This window comes from Burkholderia sp. BCC1988, from assembly GCF_905339895.1.
Classification (GTDB): Bacteria; Pseudomonadota; Gammaproteobacteria; order Burkholderiales; family Burkholderiaceae; genus Burkholderia.
Map to the genome: position 1 here is coordinate 253,373 of NZ_CAJPHA010000005.1, position 16,996 is coordinate 270,368.

At 69.7% G+C, this 16,996-nt stretch carries 14 protein-coding genes; all 14 read right to left on the bottom strand.

Features of this window, described 5'->3' with window-relative positions; genetic code table 11:
- Positions 1 to 7 precede the first annotated feature (7 nt).
- The gene (locus U4012_RS09510; RefSeq protein ID WP_321798019.1) at positions 8 to 625 is read right to left on the bottom strand and encodes a 3'-5' exonuclease; all 618 of its coding nucleotides are present in this window, start codon (positions 623 to 625) and stop codon (positions 8 to 10) included.
- A gap of 231 nt (positions 626 to 856) precedes the next feature.
- Entirely contained in the window at positions 857 to 2,581 is a 1,725-nt protein-coding gene (locus tag U4012_RS09515) for a tannase/feruloyl esterase family alpha/beta hydrolase (protein ID WP_321798021.1), read from the bottom strand.
- Positions 2,582 to 2,609: 28 nt separating this feature from the next.
- Positions 2,610 to 3,758: a porin gene (locus U4012_RS09520; protein ID WP_321798023.1), complete on the bottom strand. Its 1,149-nt coding sequence runs from the start codon at positions 3,756 to 3,758 to the stop codon at positions 2,610 to 2,612.
- 66 nt (positions 3,759 to 3,824) lie between these two features.
- A complete protein-coding gene (gene mhpT / locus U4012_RS09525; protein WP_044847372.1) occupies positions 3,825 to 5,030 on the bottom strand; it encodes a 3-(3-hydroxy-phenyl)propionate transporter MhpT in 1,206 nt (401 codons plus the stop codon).
- A 214-nt stretch (positions 5,031 to 5,244) separates the two neighbouring features.
- Positions 5,245 to 7,146 (bottom strand): feruloyl-CoA synthase, encoded by a 1,902-nt coding sequence (locus U4012_RS09530; RefSeq protein ID WP_321798026.1) that lies wholly within the window; start codon positions 7,144 to 7,146, stop codon positions 5,245 to 5,247.
- The gene (locus U4012_RS09535) at positions 7,143 to 8,591 is read right to left on the bottom strand and encodes an aldehyde dehydrogenase (RefSeq protein WP_321798028.1); all 1,449 of its coding nucleotides are present in this window, start codon (positions 8,589 to 8,591) and stop codon (positions 7,143 to 7,145) included. The genes U4012_RS09530 and U4012_RS09535 overlap by 4 nt, the downstream gene beginning before the upstream one ends.
- Positions 8,592 to 8,650: 59 nt before the next feature.
- On the bottom strand, positions 8,651 to 9,481 hold the full coding sequence (locus tag U4012_RS09540) for a p-hydroxycinnamoyl CoA hydratase/lyase (protein ID WP_044847375.1): 831 nt from the start codon (positions 9,479 to 9,481) through the stop codon (positions 8,651 to 8,653).
- Between the two features lie 230 nt (positions 9,482 to 9,711).
- The gene (locus U4012_RS09545) at positions 9,712 to 10,215 is read right to left on the bottom strand and encodes a MarR family winged helix-turn-helix transcriptional regulator (RefSeq protein ID WP_044847376.1); all 504 of its coding nucleotides are present in this window, start codon (positions 10,213 to 10,215) and stop codon (positions 9,712 to 9,714) included.
- Between the two features lie 181 nt (positions 10,216 to 10,396).
- Entirely contained in the window at positions 10,397 to 11,299 is a 903-nt protein-coding gene (locus U4012_RS09550) for an SMP-30/gluconolactonase/LRE family protein (protein ID WP_321798031.1), read from the bottom strand.
- Positions 11,300 to 11,350: 51 nt separating this feature from the next.
- Positions 11,351 to 12,370, bottom strand: coding sequence for an L-arabinose ABC transporter permease AraH (gene araH / locus U4012_RS09555; protein ID WP_044847378.1), 1,020 nt, complete (start codon positions 12,368 to 12,370; stop codon positions 11,351 to 11,353).
- Between the two features lie 30 nt (positions 12,371 to 12,400).
- The gene (araG, locus tag U4012_RS09560) at positions 12,401 to 13,963 is read right to left on the bottom strand and encodes an L-arabinose ABC transporter ATP-binding protein AraG (RefSeq protein WP_321798137.1); all 1,563 of its coding nucleotides are present in this window, start codon (positions 13,961 to 13,963) and stop codon (positions 12,401 to 12,403) included.
- A gap of 20 nt (positions 13,964 to 13,983) precedes the next feature.
- Entirely contained in the window at positions 13,984 to 14,997 is a 1,014-nt protein-coding gene (locus tag U4012_RS09565) for an arabinose ABC transporter substrate-binding protein (RefSeq protein ID WP_321798033.1), read from the bottom strand.
- Between the two features lie 87 nt (positions 14,998 to 15,084).
- Positions 15,085 to 16,014 (bottom strand): Gfo/Idh/MocA family protein, encoded by a 930-nt coding sequence (locus tag U4012_RS09570; RefSeq protein WP_044847380.1) that lies wholly within the window; start codon positions 16,012 to 16,014, stop codon positions 15,085 to 15,087.
- A 24-nt stretch (positions 16,015 to 16,038) separates the two neighbouring features.
- On the bottom strand, positions 16,039 to 16,968 hold the full coding sequence (locus U4012_RS09575; RefSeq protein WP_044847381.1) for a dihydrodipicolinate synthase family protein: 930 nt from the start codon (positions 16,966 to 16,968) through the stop codon (positions 16,039 to 16,041).
- Positions 16,969 to 16,996 lie beyond the last annotated feature (28 nt).

The following is a 16,996-nucleotide window of genomic DNA, read 5'->3' on the forward strand; positions in this document are numbered from 1 at the left end:
TCGAACGTCAGCGCCTGTCGGCAGCCAATGAACCGAAAAACGTCGCGACCTTCGCCTTGCTCGTCGTCTGCAATCGCGACATGAGCCCGTGATCGACCTGCCGCAACCCGTAAGTCTCGCCGATGTCGCGCTGCATCCGGCACCACAGATGGCTCGCGATCTCCGCGTCGACCATCGCGCGGTGGGCACGGCCCGTCTGCGGCAAGCGCAGCATGTCGGCCAGGCTCGACAGCCGGTGACTTTGCGCGTGCGGGTAGAGGCGCCGCGCGACGAGCATCGTGCATGCGAACGCATGCTCGGCCGCCATCCCGAGCATCCCGAGTTCGGCCTGCCAGAACCGCTTGTCGAAGCCGGCGTTGTGCGCGACGACGGGATGGCTGCCGACGAATGCCGCGGCTTCCTTCATGACCTTCGACACCGGCGGTGCCGACGCGATCATGTCGTTCGTGATCCCCGTGAGCGCGACGATGTCGGACGGAATGCGGCGTCCCGCGTTCATGAGGCTCTGGTAGCGGTCGACGATCTGGCCGTCGCGCAGCAGGATCACGGCGATCTCGGTTGCCCTGTCGCCCATGTTCGGAGAAAGCCCGGTTGTTTCGAAGTCGAGTACCGCTACGGTTTGCATGGTCGAATCAGAGGAAAGATACCTGGCGGCGCACGTCGGCCGGGACGTGTCTCGCCGACGCGAAAGCGCCACAGTGTATCCCCGGATGCCACGTCGGGCCCCAAACTCGATCATCGTGCGCGGCGCACCGCCGTTTCCATCCGGACGGACCGGCACGCTCGCGCCATCCGCCGCCGAACAGCGGCGAATGTACCGAAGCTTCCGCGCGTCGGTACATCCCCCTTCCCTACATCATCGACAACTGAAGCTCGCCGCCGAATTCACGTCGCCCGAGCCGTTGTAGCGCGCGACCTGCGGATACGGGCACAACGGCCGCGTGCGTCCCGCGCCCCACGACGTCGGCACGTCCGCGTTCGGCACCGCGTTCGTCGTGTCGCGCGCCGTGGCGACGATCGCCGCGGGCGCCTGCCCCTGCTCGACCCACGCGACGAGCGGCGTCAGCATGTCGAACTGGTCGGCCGCCGGCCCGCCCGAGCAGTGGTTCATGCCCGGCACCGGATAGAAGCGCGCGAAGCCCGACGCGTCGCCGCCGTTCGCCTGCGCGAGCCGCCCGTACCAGTCGCTCGTGTCGTTGAACGAGAACACCGGGTCGCCGGTGCCGTGATAGACGAGCAGCTTCGCGCCGCGCGATTTCAGCGCGGACAGGTTGGTCTCGTCGGGCGGCGTCATGAACGACCACGACGATTGCGTGTACACGCCGTTCGTCGCGAAGATCGCCGGCGCGTCGTTGTCCATGTCGAAGCCGAGCGCGAAGCCGGCGAGGTTCGCGAGCGTCGCGGCGGTTTTCGGCGGCGTCATGAACGTGAACGCCATCGCGGCCGGGTCGAGCATGACCGAATTCGACTGTTTCCATGCGGCCCAGCCGGGGCCCGAGATGCCCGGATCGTACGGAAAACTCGCATAGAGCGCCGTGCCCGCGCTGTTGCGCGCGCCCGCGAACACGTTCTCGAGCGCGCTCTTCTGCGCGGTCGTGAGGCACGCGCCGGTGCGCGTGGCGTTCGCGCAGGTCGGAATGTCCGTCTCGACGCTGAAATGCGCCTGGCACGCGGCGACGTCCTGCACCATCCCGTCGGCCACGCCATCGAGCGCATCGCACTTGTCGAGAATCGTCGCGCCGACGAACCGGCGCTCCGCATCGGTGAAGCCGCTGCGGATGTCGGGTAGCCCGTTCGTCCCGGTCGCCGACGCGATCTTCGCGAACTGCTGTGCGCCGTACATCTCGCCGATCGCCGCCTTCGGCAGATGGAAGCCCGGATCGCCCGCGATGATCCCGTCGTAGTCGCCCGCGTTGCGCACGGCCGTGACCATCGCGTGCCGGCCGCCGTTCGAGCAGCCGCCGAAATAGCTGCGGTCGGGCGTCTTCCCGTATGCGAGCCGGATCACCTGCTTCGCCATCGGCGTGAGCGCGTCGACCGCGCCGTAGCCGTAATCGAGCCGCGCCTGCGGATCGAGGCCGAACAGCGGGTTCTGCGCGGCGCTGTGCCCGGAATCCGAGCTGATCACCGCGAAGCCCATGTTCAGCGCATCGGTCAGCGGCCCGCCGCCGCCGACCTCGCCGGTCGCGGTCACGACGTTGCCGTCGAGCCCGCCGTTCGCCTGGTAGAAGAAGCGACCGTTCCACGCTTTCGGCAAGCGCATCTCGAAGCCGATCGCATAGGTGTTGCCGTCCACCGCGCTCACGCGCTCGTTCATCTTCCCTTCGATCACGCAGTGCTCGGCGATCGGCTTGCCGGCCACCGTCAGCGCGCCGGCGGCCGCGGTCGTCACCGACGTGAACGACGTGTTCGCATACGCGAGCTTCGCGGCGAGCGCGTCGCACGTCTGCGCCATCGCGGCCGGCGTCGCGGCGCTCAGGTGCGTCGGCGTGGCGCTGACCGAATCGTCGCCGCCGCAGCCGGCGAGCATGGCCGCCGCGGACAGCGGCGCAATACAGAGGAATGCAGATTTCCTGTTCAAGATAGCTCCCGTTCGTCTGGCTGCCGGATCAGAACATGTGCCGCACGCCGACCATCGCGCCGAGCTGCCCCATCCCTGCGCCGGGTGTCGTGCCGGGCCCGCCGCCGCTGACCGCGTAGCGTGCATGCGCGCTGTTCCACAGATACGACGATTGCGCGTAGACGGCCGTGCGCTTGCTCAGCAGATAGGTCGCGCGCAGCGTGGCCATCGTCGCGCGCGTGTCGTGCGCGCTGTTGACGATCCGGTAGCCTTCGCCGTCGACGACGAAATCGGGCTTCACCGCATACGACGCGCCAACGAAGAACAGGTCCGAATGCGCGCCCGGCGCGACCGGCGAACCGGTCGACACGCGCCGCCCGATCCAGCCCGCGCCGATCCGCGCGCCCGCCGCCTGCGCATACGCGCTCACGTGCGTGCGCGCGTCCTTGCCGCCGCTGCTCGTGAAAGGAACGGGCGCCACGCCATCGAAGAAGTTCGCGGCCGCGCCGGTGCCGCCGCGCTGCTCCTCGTACGACGCCGCCGCACCGAAATACGCGCTGTCGTACTTGAGCATCACCGACCAGTTGCGGCACTGGACGGCATCGCCCGGCACCTGCCCCGCGCAGGTGCCCTGCCCCGGCGAGTTGCCGGTGCCCGCGCCGTCGCGGCCGAACGAATACGCGGCGCCGAGCGTCACGCCGCGATAGGTGCCGACGTAGGTCACCGCGTTGTCGGCGCGGCCGTTCGGCACGTACGCGTCGAACGAGCCGAGCCCGTAGATGTCGGGGCCGATGATGTCCGCGCCCTGCAGCGCGAGATAGGTCATCGTGTACTGGCGGCCGAACGCGAGCGTGCCGAAGCCGCTCTTCAGCCCGACGAACGCCTGCCGCCCGAACAGCCGGCCGCCCTGGCCGAGATCGCCGCCGCGCACGTTGAAGCCGCTTTCGAGCGTGAATACCGCCTGGTAGCCGCCGCCGAGATCCTCGGTGCCGCGCAGGCCCCAGCGCGACGGCAGCTCGCCCGTCACGCCCGGCATGCGCACGACATGGTCGCCGGCCGCGTTCGCGTGCGACACGAACTCGACGCCCGTATCGATGATCCCGTACAGCGTCACGCTCGACTGCGCGTGCGCGCCCGGCGCGGCGAGCGCGCAGCACGCGCCGGCGGCCAGCAGGCCGTTCCTTGTCTTCGTCTTCATGTCGTTGCGTCTCCAGACCGTGTTGAATCGCGCGCTCTGACGGCGCGCATCGAAAAAAACGAAAGCTCAGTCGCCGGCTTGCGGGCGGCGAATCAGCACGAATGCGGCGAAGGCCGCGACGAGCGTGACGGGGATGCTGGCGCCGATCACGACGGGCGCGCTGCGGCCGGCGGCCAGCAGCGTCGCGGCCGCGAGCGGCCCGACGACGGAACCGAGCCGGCCGACGGCCACCGCCGCGCCGACGCCCGTGCCGCGCATCGCGGTCGGGTAATAGATCGCCGCGAGCGCATACAGCACCGACTGCCCGCCGACCACGAACATCCCGGCCGCGAACGCGGCTGCCGCGAGCGACGCGAAGCCCGGCGCGGCCGCGAGCGCGGCGAGCGACAGCACGATCCCGACGTACATGCCGCCAACCACGCGCGACGCGCGCATCCGGTCGAGCGCCGCGCCGATGCCGAGCGCGCCGAGCCCCGCGCCGACGTTGAACGCGATCTGCACGAGGCCGACGTGCGCGCGATCGAGCCCGCGCGAGGCCATCAGCGACGGCAGCCAGTTCAGCAGGAAGTAGAGGACGATCAGCGTGCAGAAGTAGCTGATCCACAGCGCGACCGTCGACGTCGTGCGGCCGTCGCCGAACAGCGTGCGCGCGACGCTCGTGCGCGCGGCCGGCGTGCCGGCGACGTCGAGATACGCGCGCGATTCCGGCAGGAACCACACCAGCAGCGGCACGAGCAGCAGCGGCCCCACGCCGCCGACGTAGAAGATGTGCCGCCATTCGGTGTCGCCGGCGAGCAGCACGCCGATCAGCGACGCGATCACGCCGCCGAACGGGATGCCGCAGTACATCGTCGCCACCGCGCTGCTGCGCGAGCGCGGCTCGACCGCTTCGGACGACAGCGCGATCAGGTTCGGCATCGCGCCGCCGAGGCCGATGCCGGTCAGCACGCGCACGACGACGAGCATCGCGAAGGTCGAGACCTGCGCGGTGGCGATCGACAGCAGCCCGAACAGCACGGCCGACGCGATCAGCACGCGCTTGCGGCCGATCCGGTCGGCGAGCCGCCCGCCGAGCATCGCGCCCGGCAGCAGCCCGAAGGTGCCCGCGCTGAACGCGATGCCCATCTGCGACACGCTCAACCCGAATTCGCGCGCCATGCGCGGCGCGGCGACGCCGACCGACTGCAGGTCGAGCCCTTCGAGAAGGGCGATCGCGAAACACAGCGCGAGCGTGGTCGCGACCGTGGGTTTTTCGGCAACGTAAGTGTTCATCGTGTCTGTCTCCAATCCCATGTCTTGTAGTCGTCGGCCCTGCAACGGCCGCCGCGCGCCGCCGCCGGCCAGTGGCGGAGCGGCGCGCGCGGTGTCGTCCGAACGGCCTCCCTTATCAGGCAGCCTGATTCGCTGGCCGCAAGAATGCCTGCCGGTATCGTGACCGGCCGGTCGTCGTGCCTGCTTGCTTCGGTTTGCTTCGGTCTGCTTCTGCTTACGCGTAAATCACGTCGGGATCGCGTCGCGCCGGGTCGTACAGCGCGTCGATCGTCGCCGCGCGATGCTTCTGCACGGCCGCCTGGTTCAGCGAACCCTTGTCGGTCACTTCGCCGAGATCGAGCGAAGGCGGCGTATCGATCAGCCGGATGCGCGCGACGAACGTCGAGCCGCCGCTCGCATGCCGGTTCAGCACGGCAAGCCATGCCGCGAACGCCGCGCGCACGACCGGCGCGCGCAGCACGTCGGTCACGGACGCATCGGCCGCGAGCCCCGCCAGCGCGCGGCACGCTTCGACGCGCGGAAACACCAGCAGGCCGATGTCGTCGCGATCGATGCCGGTGACGACCACGTCCTGCACGTACGGCGCGCCGCTCGACACCGCGTTCGCGCGCAACGGCCCGACGCTGACGAAGGTGCCGCTGCTCAGCTTGAAATCCTCGGTGAGCCGGCCGTCGAACAGCAGCCCGAGTTCCGGCCGCTGCGGATCGGCGAAGACCCCCGCATCGCCGCTGCGGTAATAGCCTTCGTCGTCGAACACGTCGCGCGGATCGACGTCCGCGTGCCAGTAGCCGCGCATCACGTTCGGCCCCTTGAAACGCAGCTCGAGCTTGTCGCCGCACGGCACGAGCTTCGCGTCGCAGCCAGGCGCGGGCAGGCCGATATAGCCGGCGCGCATCAGCGGCCCCGTCGTGAACAGGCACGACGGCGACGCCTCCGTCATCCCGAGGCCGGCCATGATCCGGATGCGCTCGCCGCAATGCGCTTCGGTCACGCGGTCGAGCCGGTCCCACGCGGCCTGCGACAGCCCCGCGCCGCCGAAGAAGTACAGCTTCACGCGCGAGAAGAACGTGTCGCGCAACGCCGAATCGCGTTCGAGCGCGGCGGTCAGTTCTTCCCAGCCTTTCGGCACGTTGAAGTAGATCGTCGGCGCGATCTCGCGCAGGTTGCGCACGGTTTCGTCGAAGCGGCCCGGCACCGGGCGGCCGTCGTCGATGTACAGCGAACCGCCGTTGTACAGCGCGATGCCGAGGTTGTGACTGCCGCCGAACGTGTGATTCCACGGCAGCCAGTCGACCAGCACCGGCGGCTCGCGCGTCAGCTCGGGCATCGTCTGGCGCAGCATCTGCTGGTTGCTGCACAGCATCCGGTGCGTGGTCGGCACGGCCTTCGGCTGCTTCGTCGAACCCGACGTAAACAGGATCTTCGCGAGATGGTCGGGGCCGAGCGCCGCATGGATTTCATCGATCGTGCGCGGCACGGTGGCGAGCAGGCGCGACAGCGGCACCGCTCGCCCTTCGGCGTCGACGTCCGCATCCTGCGCGACGATCAGCGCCGCATCGGCCGGCAACGTCGCGTCGAGCGCACGCGCGAACGGCGCGCGTTCCGCGACGAATACCGCGCCCGGCCGCAGCACGCCGAGCGTGTGACGCAGCTTGCCGTAGTCGGTCGACACCAGCGAATACGCGGGCGAGATCGGCGAGTACGGCACGCCGGCCAGCATCGCCGCGAACATCAGCTGCAGATGCTCGAGATCGTTGCCGGACAGCACCGCGAGCGGACGCTCGACCGACAGCCCGAGATCGACGAGGCCCTGTCCAATCGCGCGGGCGCGTTCCAGCATCTGCGCATAGGTGAGCGCGATCCAGCGGCCGTCGGCACCGCGGCGTGCCGCCAGTACGCGGTCGGGGTGCGCTTGCGCGCCGCGCACGAGGCAGTCGGTCACGCGCGTCGGGTAGTCGCCGAGCGGTTCGCGCGAGCGCAGGTACCACGCGCCGTTGTCCGCGCGGCGAATCTCGGCCGCGCCGACCGCGACGGCCGCCGCGCGATAACGCACGCCGCCCGTTTCATTTACCTGCCCGCTGGCGGGCGTCGCAACATTCATCGTCGGCTCGCTCATATCGGGTAATGACGCGGCGTGGTCTGCACGGTGATCCAGCGCAGCTCGGTGAATTCGGCGATCGACGCGCGGCTGCCGAAGCGACCGTAGCCGCTCGCCTTCGTGCCGCCGAACGGCATCTGCGCCTCGTCGTGCACGGTCGGCCCGTTGATGTGGCAGATCCCCGATACGATCCGGCGCGCGACCGTCATCGCCCGTGCGATGTCGCGGCTGAACACGCTCGCCGACAGCCCGAACTCGCTGTCGTTCGCGAGCGCGACCGCTTCGTCGTCGCTGTCCGCGCGCATGATTGCGACCACCGGCGCGAACGATTCCTCGCGATAGAGCCGCATGTCGTGCGTGACGCCGTCGACGATCGCGGGCTGCATCGTCGCGCCCTCGATCCGGCAACCGAGCGGCAGGCGCGCGCCGTGCGCACGCGCATCCTCGACGAGCGACGCGGCACGCGCGGCGGCCGCCGCATCGACCATCGTACCGAGCGGGAGGCCGGCCAGCGGATCGCCGGCGGCCAGCGTGCGCGCCTTCGCGGCGAGCCGTTCGACGAGCGCATCGGCGATCGGTCGCGCGGCGATCACGCGCTCGGTCGACATGCAGATCTGCCCCTGGTTGAAGAATGCGCCGAATGCGATCGCGTCGACGGCCGCATCGAGATCGGCATCGTCGAGCACGAGCACCGGCGCCTTGCCGCCCAGTTCGAGCAGCACGGGTTTCAGGTGCGCGGCCGCGTGGCGCGCGATGATGCGCCCGACGTGCGTGGACCCGGTGAAGTTGATCCGCTTCACGTGCGGATGCGCGATCAGCCGCTCGACGAGTGCGGGTGCATCGGCCGCCGCGTGCGTGATCACGTTGACCACGCCCGCGCCGAGCCCCGCTTCGTCCAGCACCGCGCCGATCAGCGCGTGCACGCCCGGGCACGCCTCGGACGCCTTCAGCACGACGGTGTTGCCGCACGCGAGCGGCATCGCCAGCGCGCGCGTGCCGAGGATCACCGGCGCGTTCCACGGCGCGATGCCGAGCACGACGCCGCACGGCACGCGCATCGCGAGCGCCAGATTGCCGGGCACGTCGGACGGGATCACGTCGCCGTCGATCTGCGTCGTCATCGACGCGGCCTCGCGCAGCATGTTCGCCGCGAGCGTCACGTTGAAGCCGAGCCAGCCGGGCGTCGCGCCAGTTTCGGCGACGCCGGTCGCGATGATCTCGTCGATGCGCGCGTCCATCAGGTCGGCCGCCTTCAGCAGCCGGCGGCGCCGTTCGGTCGGCGCGAGCGCCGCCCACGCGGGGAATGCGCGGTGCGCGGCGTCGATCGCCGCGTCGGCATCGACCGGGCCGGCCGCCGGCGCGCGCGACGCAAGCGCGCCCGTCGCGGGGTTGAATCGGTCGAAGGTTCGGCCGTCGCGGGCGGTGCACCACTCGCCCGCGATCAGCATCCGTCTGTCGGTCATGTCGTCTCCTGCCTTGCCTGTCTCTTGCGGCTGCGTTGGCGATTGCTTCGGCGCCTGTATCAGCGCTTGTATGCCTGCAGGCCCGGCTTGATCGTCTTGTCGTCGAGGAACTGCTTCAGCCCCTGCTCGCGGCCGCGCTCCGGATCGCGCAGCTGCGCCTGGTCGAGCTTCGCATACAGGTAATCCTCGCACTGCTCCCACGTGAGTTCGCGCGAGCGCTTGAAGCCGTGCTTCGCGGCGCGCAGCACGACCGGGTTCTTGTCCATCAGCCGCGCGGCGAGCGCGATCGTCGCGTCGCGCAGGCCGGCCAGCGGCACGCTGCTGTTCACGAGGCCCATTTCAGCCGCTTCCACGCCGGTGAACGTATCGCCGGTCATGATGTAGTGCAGCGCGCGGCGGTGCCCGACCGTGTCGGCCATCGCCTTGCTGACGAGGTTGCCCGGCGGGATGCCCCAGTTGATCTCCGACAGCCCGAACACCGCTTCGTCCGCCGCGATCGCGAGGTCGCAGGCGACGAGCGGCGAGAACCCGCCGCCGAAGCACCAGCCGTTCACCATCGCGATCGTCGGCTTGTTGTACATCCGCAGGCGGCGCCACTGCCATTCCGACGCGTCGCGCCGCACCTTTTCCTGCAGCGCGTCGGAGCCGCCGTCGATCTCGCGGAAATATTCCTTCAGATCCATGCCGGCCGTCCACGCGGCGCCCGCGCCGGTCAGCACCAGCACCTTCGCCTCGTCGTCGAACTCGACCGCGTCGAGGACCTCCAGCATCTCCCGGTTCAGCGTCGGGCTCATCGCATTGCGCTTCTCGGGGCGGTTCAGCGTGACCCACGCGATGCCGGCCTCCACGTTCACTTTCACGGTCTGCCAGCGGTTGTCGTACTTGCTCATGTCTGTTCCTGTCGTTCGTTCCTGTGCGATTCGGTGCGCAGCATTCCTGCTGCGGACGGCTTCATTTAATATCAGGCTACCTGATATTGCAAGCGGCATGAGCGCCGGTGTAAACCCGGAGCGGAAAGCGGCGGTGACGACGGAATCGGGGCACGGTCGGGCGACCGGCGACGGCGCGTGCACGGCCAACGCGGGCCGCACGGGCCCGCGCCGTCAGGTCCGGAAACGGATCAGCCGCGCAGGTTGCGCGAGAACAGTTCGAGCGCGCGCTGCACGTGCGCGGCGTCGTCGGCGGAGATGTCGCCGAGCATGCGCGCCTCGAGCGGGCGCAGCACGCCTTCGCATTCACGCAACATCGCCGCGCCTGCGTCGGTCAGCGTCAGCAGGATGATGCGGCCGTGCGACGGGTCGGCCTCGCGCGTGACGAAACCGCGGGCGGCCATCACGCTCATCACCTCGTTCGCCGATTGCGGCGTGATCCACGAGCGCTCGGCCAGCTGCGCGTTCGACGAGGCGCCGCGCGCCTCGAGCACCGACAGCGCCGTGTATTGCGCGAGCGTGATGCCGAGCGGCGCGAGCGCGTCGGTCATGTGACGGCGCAGCAGCCGGTCGAGGCCGCCGATCACGTAGGTCAGGCGCTGTTGCACGCGCGCCTTCGGCTTGTCGCCCGTCGCGCGGGCAGCGTTCTTCGCGGCGTTTTTCGGGTTCGCGGGCTTGGTCGGGGTGGAGCTCATGGTGCGGGCGGGATGGGATTGCGGGCCATCTTACCAGCAGGTCGGCGGCGGAACGGGCGTTCCGCGAAGCCGGAACGGCACGGCGCGCGCACGCAAGCGCGGCAAACCGCGGGCCTGAACGCGACGCCGCCGCGTCAGCGGCATCCCATGAACGGGATCCTTGCAGTGCGCGAATGCGCGATCAGTTGCGCGGCGCGCCTGCGAATCGCGCGGTCGGCAGCCCCGCATGGCGCGTTTGCGCGACGAACACGCCGCCGGCATCGGCATCGCTCGCCAGCGCGTCGTCGCCCAACCCGACGCGCGCGCTCGTCACGTACAAGCGGCCTTCACCGTCGATTGCGACGCAGCTCGGCTGCGCGGTCGGCACGGCCACGCGGTCCGTCTCGATGCCGTCCGGCCCGTAACGCACCACGCGCCGGCCGCCCCATTGCGCGTTCCACAGCCCGCCGTCGCGATCCATCGTCGAGCCGTCCGGGTCGCCATCAGCATCGGTCAGTCGCGCGAACGGCCGCACGTTGGCCACGTCGCCGCCCGCGCGGTAATCGCAGACGAGAATCTCGCGCACCATCGAATCGCAGAAATGCATCTTCGCGCCGTCCGGCGAGAACGCGATGCTGTTCGCGATCGCGGCCGCCGGCAATGCAAGCCGTTCGAGCGTGAGGTCCGGATTGAGCCGGTAGAAGCCGCCGACCGCGCGCGGCGGATCGCCGCCTTCGTCCTTCATCCCGAACACGAACGCGCCGAACGGATCGCAGCGGCCGTCGTTCAGCCGCGTCGGCAGGTCGGGTTCGACGTCGACGATCCGCGTGAATTCGCCGCTGCGCAGATCGAAGAACGCGAGATGCGTCGCAAGCCCGACCAGCAGCACGTCGGGATCATGCGTGAGCGCGAAGCACGCGAGCCGTTCGGGCATCGGCCACTGCGCGAGGTCCGAGCCGTCCGCACGGCAGCGCCACAGCCGCGCGCCTTCGATGTCCGTCCAGTACAGCGCGTGCGTCGCGTCGCACCACGTCGCGCCTTCGCCGAGCGTGTTGCTGCTGTCGACCAGCAGCGCCGCCGCCGTGCCCGGATGAGTCTGTTGCATGCCGTCTCCCGATGTCTTTCGCATTCGCAGGCGGCCGCGCGTGCGTCAGGGTCAGATCTTCATCGCGCGCCGCTGGTTGCGACGATACTGGTCGAACAGCACCGCGAGCAACAGAATTCCGCCGCGTATCAGATATTGGTAAAAGGTCGGCACGTTCAAGAGGCTCATCGCATCCTGCACGGAGCCCATGATCAGCACGCCGACCAGCACGCCGGAGATCGTCGCGACGCCGCCCGTCAGCGACACGCCGCCGAGCACGCACGCGGAGATCACGCCGAGTTCGAGACCGACCGACGTCTTCGGGTCGCCGAGGCTCATCCGCGACGCGAGCATCACGCCGGCGAAGCCGGTCACGAGGCCCTGCAGCACGAACACCGCGATCTTGATGCGCATCACCGGCAGCCCCGCGAGCAGCGCGGCCTCGCCGTTGCCGCCGACCGCCAGCACGTTCTTGCCGAACACGGTCTTGCGCAACAGGAAGCCGAACACGACGAAGCCGACGATGTTGCTCCAGATCGGATACGAGATGCCGAGGAACGACCCGCCGCCGAGATCGAAGAAGCGCTCCTCGGAGATCATCACCGCGTCGCCGTTCGACGTGATGAACGCGAGCCCGCGCACGACTTCCATCATCGCGAGCGTGACGATCAGCGAGTTGATCCGCCAGCGCGCGATCAGCACGCCGTTCACGAGCCCGACCGCGCCGCCCGCGAGCACGCCGGCGGCGATGCCGAGCACGACGCTGTGCGTCGCGGTGATCAGCGTCGACGCGACGACGCCCGAGAACGCGACGATCGACGCGACCGACAGGTCGACTTCGCCGAGCGCGAGCACGAACATCATCGTCACCGCGATCGAGCCGATCAGCGTGACCGACAGCAGCAGGCCCTGGATGTTGCGCGGCGTGAGGAAGTCCGGCACGGTCAGCGACAGCGTCGCGAACAGCACGAGAAACACCATCACGATGCCGGAGCGGTTGATCAGTTGCCACACGCCGCCGCGCGCTCGCGCGGGCGCGGCTGCGGCATCGGGGGACGGGGAAGTGCGTTGGGGTTGCATTGCCTGGCTCATAACGTTTGCTTTCCGGTTGACTGCAGGCCGCTAGCGCGGCAGCGCGAGCTTGATCAGCGCGTCGGGTGTCGCCTGCGCCTTCGCGACCTCGCCCGCGATCCGTCCTTCCTTCATCACGATGACGCGGTCCGCCACGCCGATCACCTCGGCCAGATCGCTCGACACGATGATCACCGTGCGGCCCGCTTCCGCGAGTTCGTAGAACAGGTTGTAGATTTCCGCGCGCGCGCCGACGTCGATGCCGCGCGTCGGCTCGTCCATCAGGAACACGTCGATGCGCTCGGCCAGCCAGCGCGCGAGCACGACCTTCTGCTGGTTGCCGCCCGACAGCGCGCCGATCGGCGTCTCGCCGTCGCGGGTCTTGATCGCGAGCCGCTCGATGTATTGCTGCGCCAGCTCGCGTTCGCGCCGCGCGTCGAGCAGCACGCGCGCCGGGCTGAAATGACGGCGCGCGCTGATGTTCAGGTTGTCGGCCACCGACGCGATCGCGACGATGCCTTCCTGCTTGCGGTCCTCGGGGCACAGCGCGATGCCGGCGCGCACCGCGTGCCGCGGGCTCGCGAACGCCACGCGCTTGCCGCCCAGCTCGACATGCCCGCCCGTGGGCCGCGCCGCGCCGTACAGCAGCTTCATCAGCTCCGAGCGGCCCGCGCCGACGAGCCCGAAGAAGCCGACGATCTCGCCGCGCCGCGCGGCGAACGACACCGGCTCGGACAGGCCGGGCCCGACGAGCCCCTTCGCCTCGATCAGCACGTCGCCGGCCGTGCGCGGCCGGTAGCCGTACACGTCCTCGATCGAGCGGCCGACCATGCAGCCGATCAGCCGGTCGCGATCAAGGTCGGCGACCGATTCGAACGTCTCGATCCGGCGGCCGTCGCGGAACACCGTCACGCGATCGCACAGCGCGTCGACTTCCTCCATCCGGTGCGTGACGTAGATGATCGCGCGTCCCTCGGCACGCAGCGAACGGATGATGCGGAACAGCTGCGTCGTCTCGCGCGCGGACAGCGAGCTCGTCGGCTCGTCGAACGCGATCACGCGCGCGTCGCGCATCAGCGCCTTGCCGATCTCGATCATCTGGCGCTGGCCGATCGACAAATACTTCACCGGGATGTCCGGATCGATGTGCTCGCCGAGCCGCTCCAGCGCATCGAGCGCGCGCACGGCAAGCGTGCGCTCGTCGACCACGCCGAGCCGGCTCGGCAGCTGGCCGAGCATCAGGTTCTCGGCGACCGTCAGCTCGGGTACCAGATGCAGCTCCTGGTAGATGATCGCGATGCCGGCCTCGAGCGCGGCGCGCGTCGACGCGAAGCGCTGCACCGTGCCGTTCAGCGTCAGCGTGCCGGCCTGCGGCTGATTTACGCCGGACAGCACCTTCAGCAGCGTCGACTTGCCCGCGCCGTTCTCGCCCATCAGCCCGTGCACCTCGCCCGCGCGCACCGACAGCGACACGCCGTCGAGCGCGCGCACGCCCGGGAACGTCACCGTGATGCCGTCGAGCGCGAGCAGCGCGCCGCCGGGCGGCGGCGGCGCGGTGCCGGGCGTGGCCACGTCGTCGTGGCGCGAACTGGCCGTCATCATCTGCATCGTCATCGCGTCGTCGCCCCGCACGTTCAGATGCCGAGTTCGGCGCGCACGGCCTGCCAGTTCGCGCGCGTCATCAGCTTGCCGCTCGTCTGCGTGTCGGCCGGCGGCGCCTTGCCGTTGCGGATCCAGTCGACGAGGTTCTGCGTGCTGTCCTTGCCGTGATTCGTCGAGCTGACCGCGATCGTTCCGTAGAAGCCGGTCGGCTCCTTCTTCTGGAACTCGGCGAACGCCTCGCCCGCGCCGTTGATGCCGACGCCGATCACGTCCGCGGCCGGGATGTGCAGCTGTTCGGTCGCGCGTACCGCGCCGAGCACGGTTTCCTCGTTCAGCGCGTAGACCACCCACTTCTTGATGTTCGGATGGCGCGCGAGCACGGGCGCTGCCGCGCTGAAGCCGCCTTCGTCGTCGGTCGTCTTCTGCGGCGCGTCGAAGATGTTTTCCTTGCGGAAGCCGTTCGCGAGCAGCGCCTGCGTCGCGCCGTCGGTGCGCAGCTTCGCGGTCGGCAGCTCGTAGTTGGTGACGCGCAGCGCGCCGACTTCCTCCGGCTTCCAGCCGCGCCGCTTCATCTCGTCGGCGATCGCCTGGCCGACCTGGTTGCCGATCTTGGTCGCCGACATCCCGAGGTGCGGCACGTTCGGCAGCGGCTTGCCGGTCGAGTCGACGAGCTGGTCGTCGACTGTCACGAACTTCATGTTGTAGCGTTTCGCGCGCGACGCGATCGCCGGCCCGAGGCGCACGTCGGGTGCGCAGATCACGAAGCCCTGCGCGCCTTGCGAGCCGAGGTTGTCGATCGCGGCGAGCACCTTCTCGCCGTCCGGCGTGCCGATCTTCACGACCGAGAAGTTCTCCTTCTGGCCGAGCGCGGACGCCGCGTTCTGCTCGTTGATGAACCATGCCTGCTCGGGCATCTTCACCAGGAAGCCGATCTTCAGCGGCGCGTCGGCGTGCGCGGCGCCCTGCATCCCGAGCGGCGCGAGGCAAAGCGCGGCCAGCAGCGCGCGCAGCGTGTGGCGGCGGATCGTGTGGGTCGTGCGGTTCATGCGGTGTCTCCTTGTCTGTTGGCTTGGGTCTTCAACTTGCGTCGTGCGCGTTTCGTCGTGCGCGGTCGCGCTCGCGGCGGCACGGTGTCAGCGGCCGAACGCGTCGGTCCCGACGCGCCGACCGAACAGGAATGCGTCGGCGACGAGCCGCAACGGCCGCACGTCGACGTCGCTTGCGCCGCGCGCGATCAGCGCGCGGAACTGCGCATACAGCGCCGGGTACTCGCGCTGCGGCCCGAGCTCGACCGGCTCGCCCGCAATCGACAATTGCGCGCCGCCGCGGCTGATCGCGAGCACGCCGTCCGACGTGTCGACCGCGATCTCCCATTGCTCGACGGGGCCGTGCCGCCAGTCGAATTCCGCGCGCACGGGCACGCCGTGCGTATCGGCGCATTCGAGGTCGGCCGCGATCGGCATCTGCGCGTCGCTCGGCACGTAGAGCGTCGCCTCGCGCAGCACGAGCTCGCGCGGCAGGATCCGCGTAACAATCGACAGCGCGTTGATGCCGGGATCGAACACGCCGAGGCCGCCGGGCTCCCAGATCCACTGCTGGCCCGGATGCCAGCGCCGCACGTCCTCCTTCCAGCGCACCTGGACCGCACGGATCGTGCGCGTCGCGAGCCACGCGCGCGCCGGTTCCACCGCGCTCGCGCAGCGCGAATGCCAGGTCGCGAACAGCGTGAGGCCGCGTTCGCGCGCGAGCGCGTCCAGCGCGGCCACTTCGCCGAGCGTCGCGCCCGGCGGCTTCTCGAGCATCACGTGCTTGCCGGCCTCGAGCGCGGCACGTGCCTGCGCGTAGCGCACCTGCGGCGGCGCGCACAGCGACACGGCGTCGAGCTCGGGCTCGGCGGCCAGCAGCGCGCCCAGGTCCTGGTAGTTGCGCACGCCGTCGACTTCCGCATGACGGCTCGCGCACGCGGTCAGCACGAAACCCGGTTCGGCGGCGATCGCCGGCAAATGCTGGTCGCGCGCGATCTTGCCGATCCCGATCACGCCCAGTGAAATCACGTCGCTCATCTGCGTTTCTCCTTCGCCACTTGCTCAGTGCGCCCAGCGCAGCACGAGCGGATCGAGCCGGCGCGCGATCGCGAGCAGCTCCGCGCGCGTGTCCGGGTGCAATTCCGGCATCGGGTGCCGCGGCCGCTCGCACGCGATCACGCCGCCGGCGCGCATCAGCGCCTTCGCGGTGAGGATCCCGGACTGGCGGTTCTCGTGATTGATCAGCGGCAGCCACGTCTGATAGCGCGCGAACGCCTCGTCGTGCCGCCCTTCGCGGAATGCTTCGAGGATCGGCCGGATGCCGTCCGGAAAGCCGCCGCCCGTCATCGCACCGGTCGCGCCGGCATGCAGGTCGGCGAGCAACGTGATCGCCTCCTCGCCGTCCCACGGCCCTTCGATCGCGTCGCCGCCGAGCCGGATCAGCTCGCGCAGCTTGTTCGCCGCACCCGGCGTCTCGATCTTGAAGTACGCGACCTGCTCGATCTCGCGCGCCATGCGCGCGAGGAACGGCGCGGACAACGCGGTGCCGCTCGCGGGCGCATCCTGGATCATGATCGGGATGTCGATCGCGTCCGACACGCGTGCGAAGAACTCGAAGATCTGCGCTTCGGGCACGCGGAACGTCGCGCCGTGATACGGCGGCATCGCCATCACCATCGCCGCGCCAAGCTGCTGCGCGCGCAGGCTGCGTGCCGCGCACACCTGCGTGCCGTAGTGCGACGTCGTGACGATCACCGGCACGCGGCCGGCGACGTGTTCGAGGATCGTGCGCGTGAGCACGTCGCGTTCGTCGTCGGTGATCGCGAACTGCTCGGAAAAGTTCGCGAGGATGCACAACCCGTCCGAGCCCGCGTCGATCATGAAGTCGACCGCGCGCTTCTGGCTCGCGAGGTCGAGCTCGCCGGTCTCGGAAAACGTCGTCGGGACGACGGGGAAGATGCCGCGATAGCGCGGCGTGCTGCTCGATGTCATGGTTCGGTCCTGCGTCGGTCGAAGCGGC

Bases quoted from the DNA above. Each gene is read 5' to 3' on its own strand.
- U4012_RS09535 (WP_321798028.1), bottom strand. From the start codon at position 8,591: ATGACCGACAGACGGATGCTGATCGCGGGCGAGTGGTGCACCGCCCGC.
- U4012_RS09570 (WP_044847380.1), bottom strand. From the start codon at position 16,014: ATGAGCGACGTGATTTCACTGGGCGTGATCGGGATCGGCAAGATCGCG.
- U4012_RS09550 (WP_321798031.1), bottom strand. From the start codon at position 11,299: ATGCAACAGACTCATCCGGGCACGGCGGCGGCGCTGCTGGTCGACAGC.
- U4012_RS09520 (WP_321798023.1), bottom strand. From the start codon at position 3,758: ATGAAGACGAAGACAAGGAACGGCCTGCTGGCCGCCGGCGCGTGCTGC.
- U4012_RS09565 (WP_321798033.1), bottom strand. From the start codon at position 14,997: ATGAACCGCACGACCCACACGATCCGCCGCCACACGCTGCGCGCGCTG.
- U4012_RS09545 (WP_044847376.1), bottom strand. From the start codon at position 10,215: ATGAGCTCCACCCCGACCAAGCCCGCGAACCCGAAAAACGCCGCGAAG.
- mhpT (WP_044847372.1), bottom strand. From the start codon at position 5,030: ATGAACACTTACGTTGCCGAAAAACCCACGGTCGCGACCACGCTCGCG.
- U4012_RS09540 (WP_044847375.1), bottom strand. From the start codon at position 9,481: ATGAGCAAGTACGACAACCGCTGGCAGACCGTGAAAGTGAACGTGGAG.
- U4012_RS09510 (WP_321798019.1), bottom strand. From the start codon at position 625: ATGCAAACCGTAGCGGTACTCGACTTCGAAACAACCGGGCTTTCTCCG.
- araG (WP_321798137.1), bottom strand. From the start codon at position 13,963: ATGACGATGCAGATGATGACGGCCAGTTCGCGCCACGACGACGTGGCC.
- araH (WP_044847378.1), bottom strand. From the start codon at position 12,370: ATGAGCCAGGCAATGCAACCCCAACGCACTTCCCCGTCCCCCGATGCC.
- U4012_RS09530 (WP_321798026.1), bottom strand. From the start codon at position 7,146: ATGAGCGAGCCGACGATGAATGTTGCGACGCCCGCCAGCGGGCAGGTA.
- U4012_RS09575 (WP_044847381.1), bottom strand. From the start codon at position 16,968: ATGACATCGAGCAGCACGCCGCGCTATCGCGGCATCTTCCCCGTCGTC.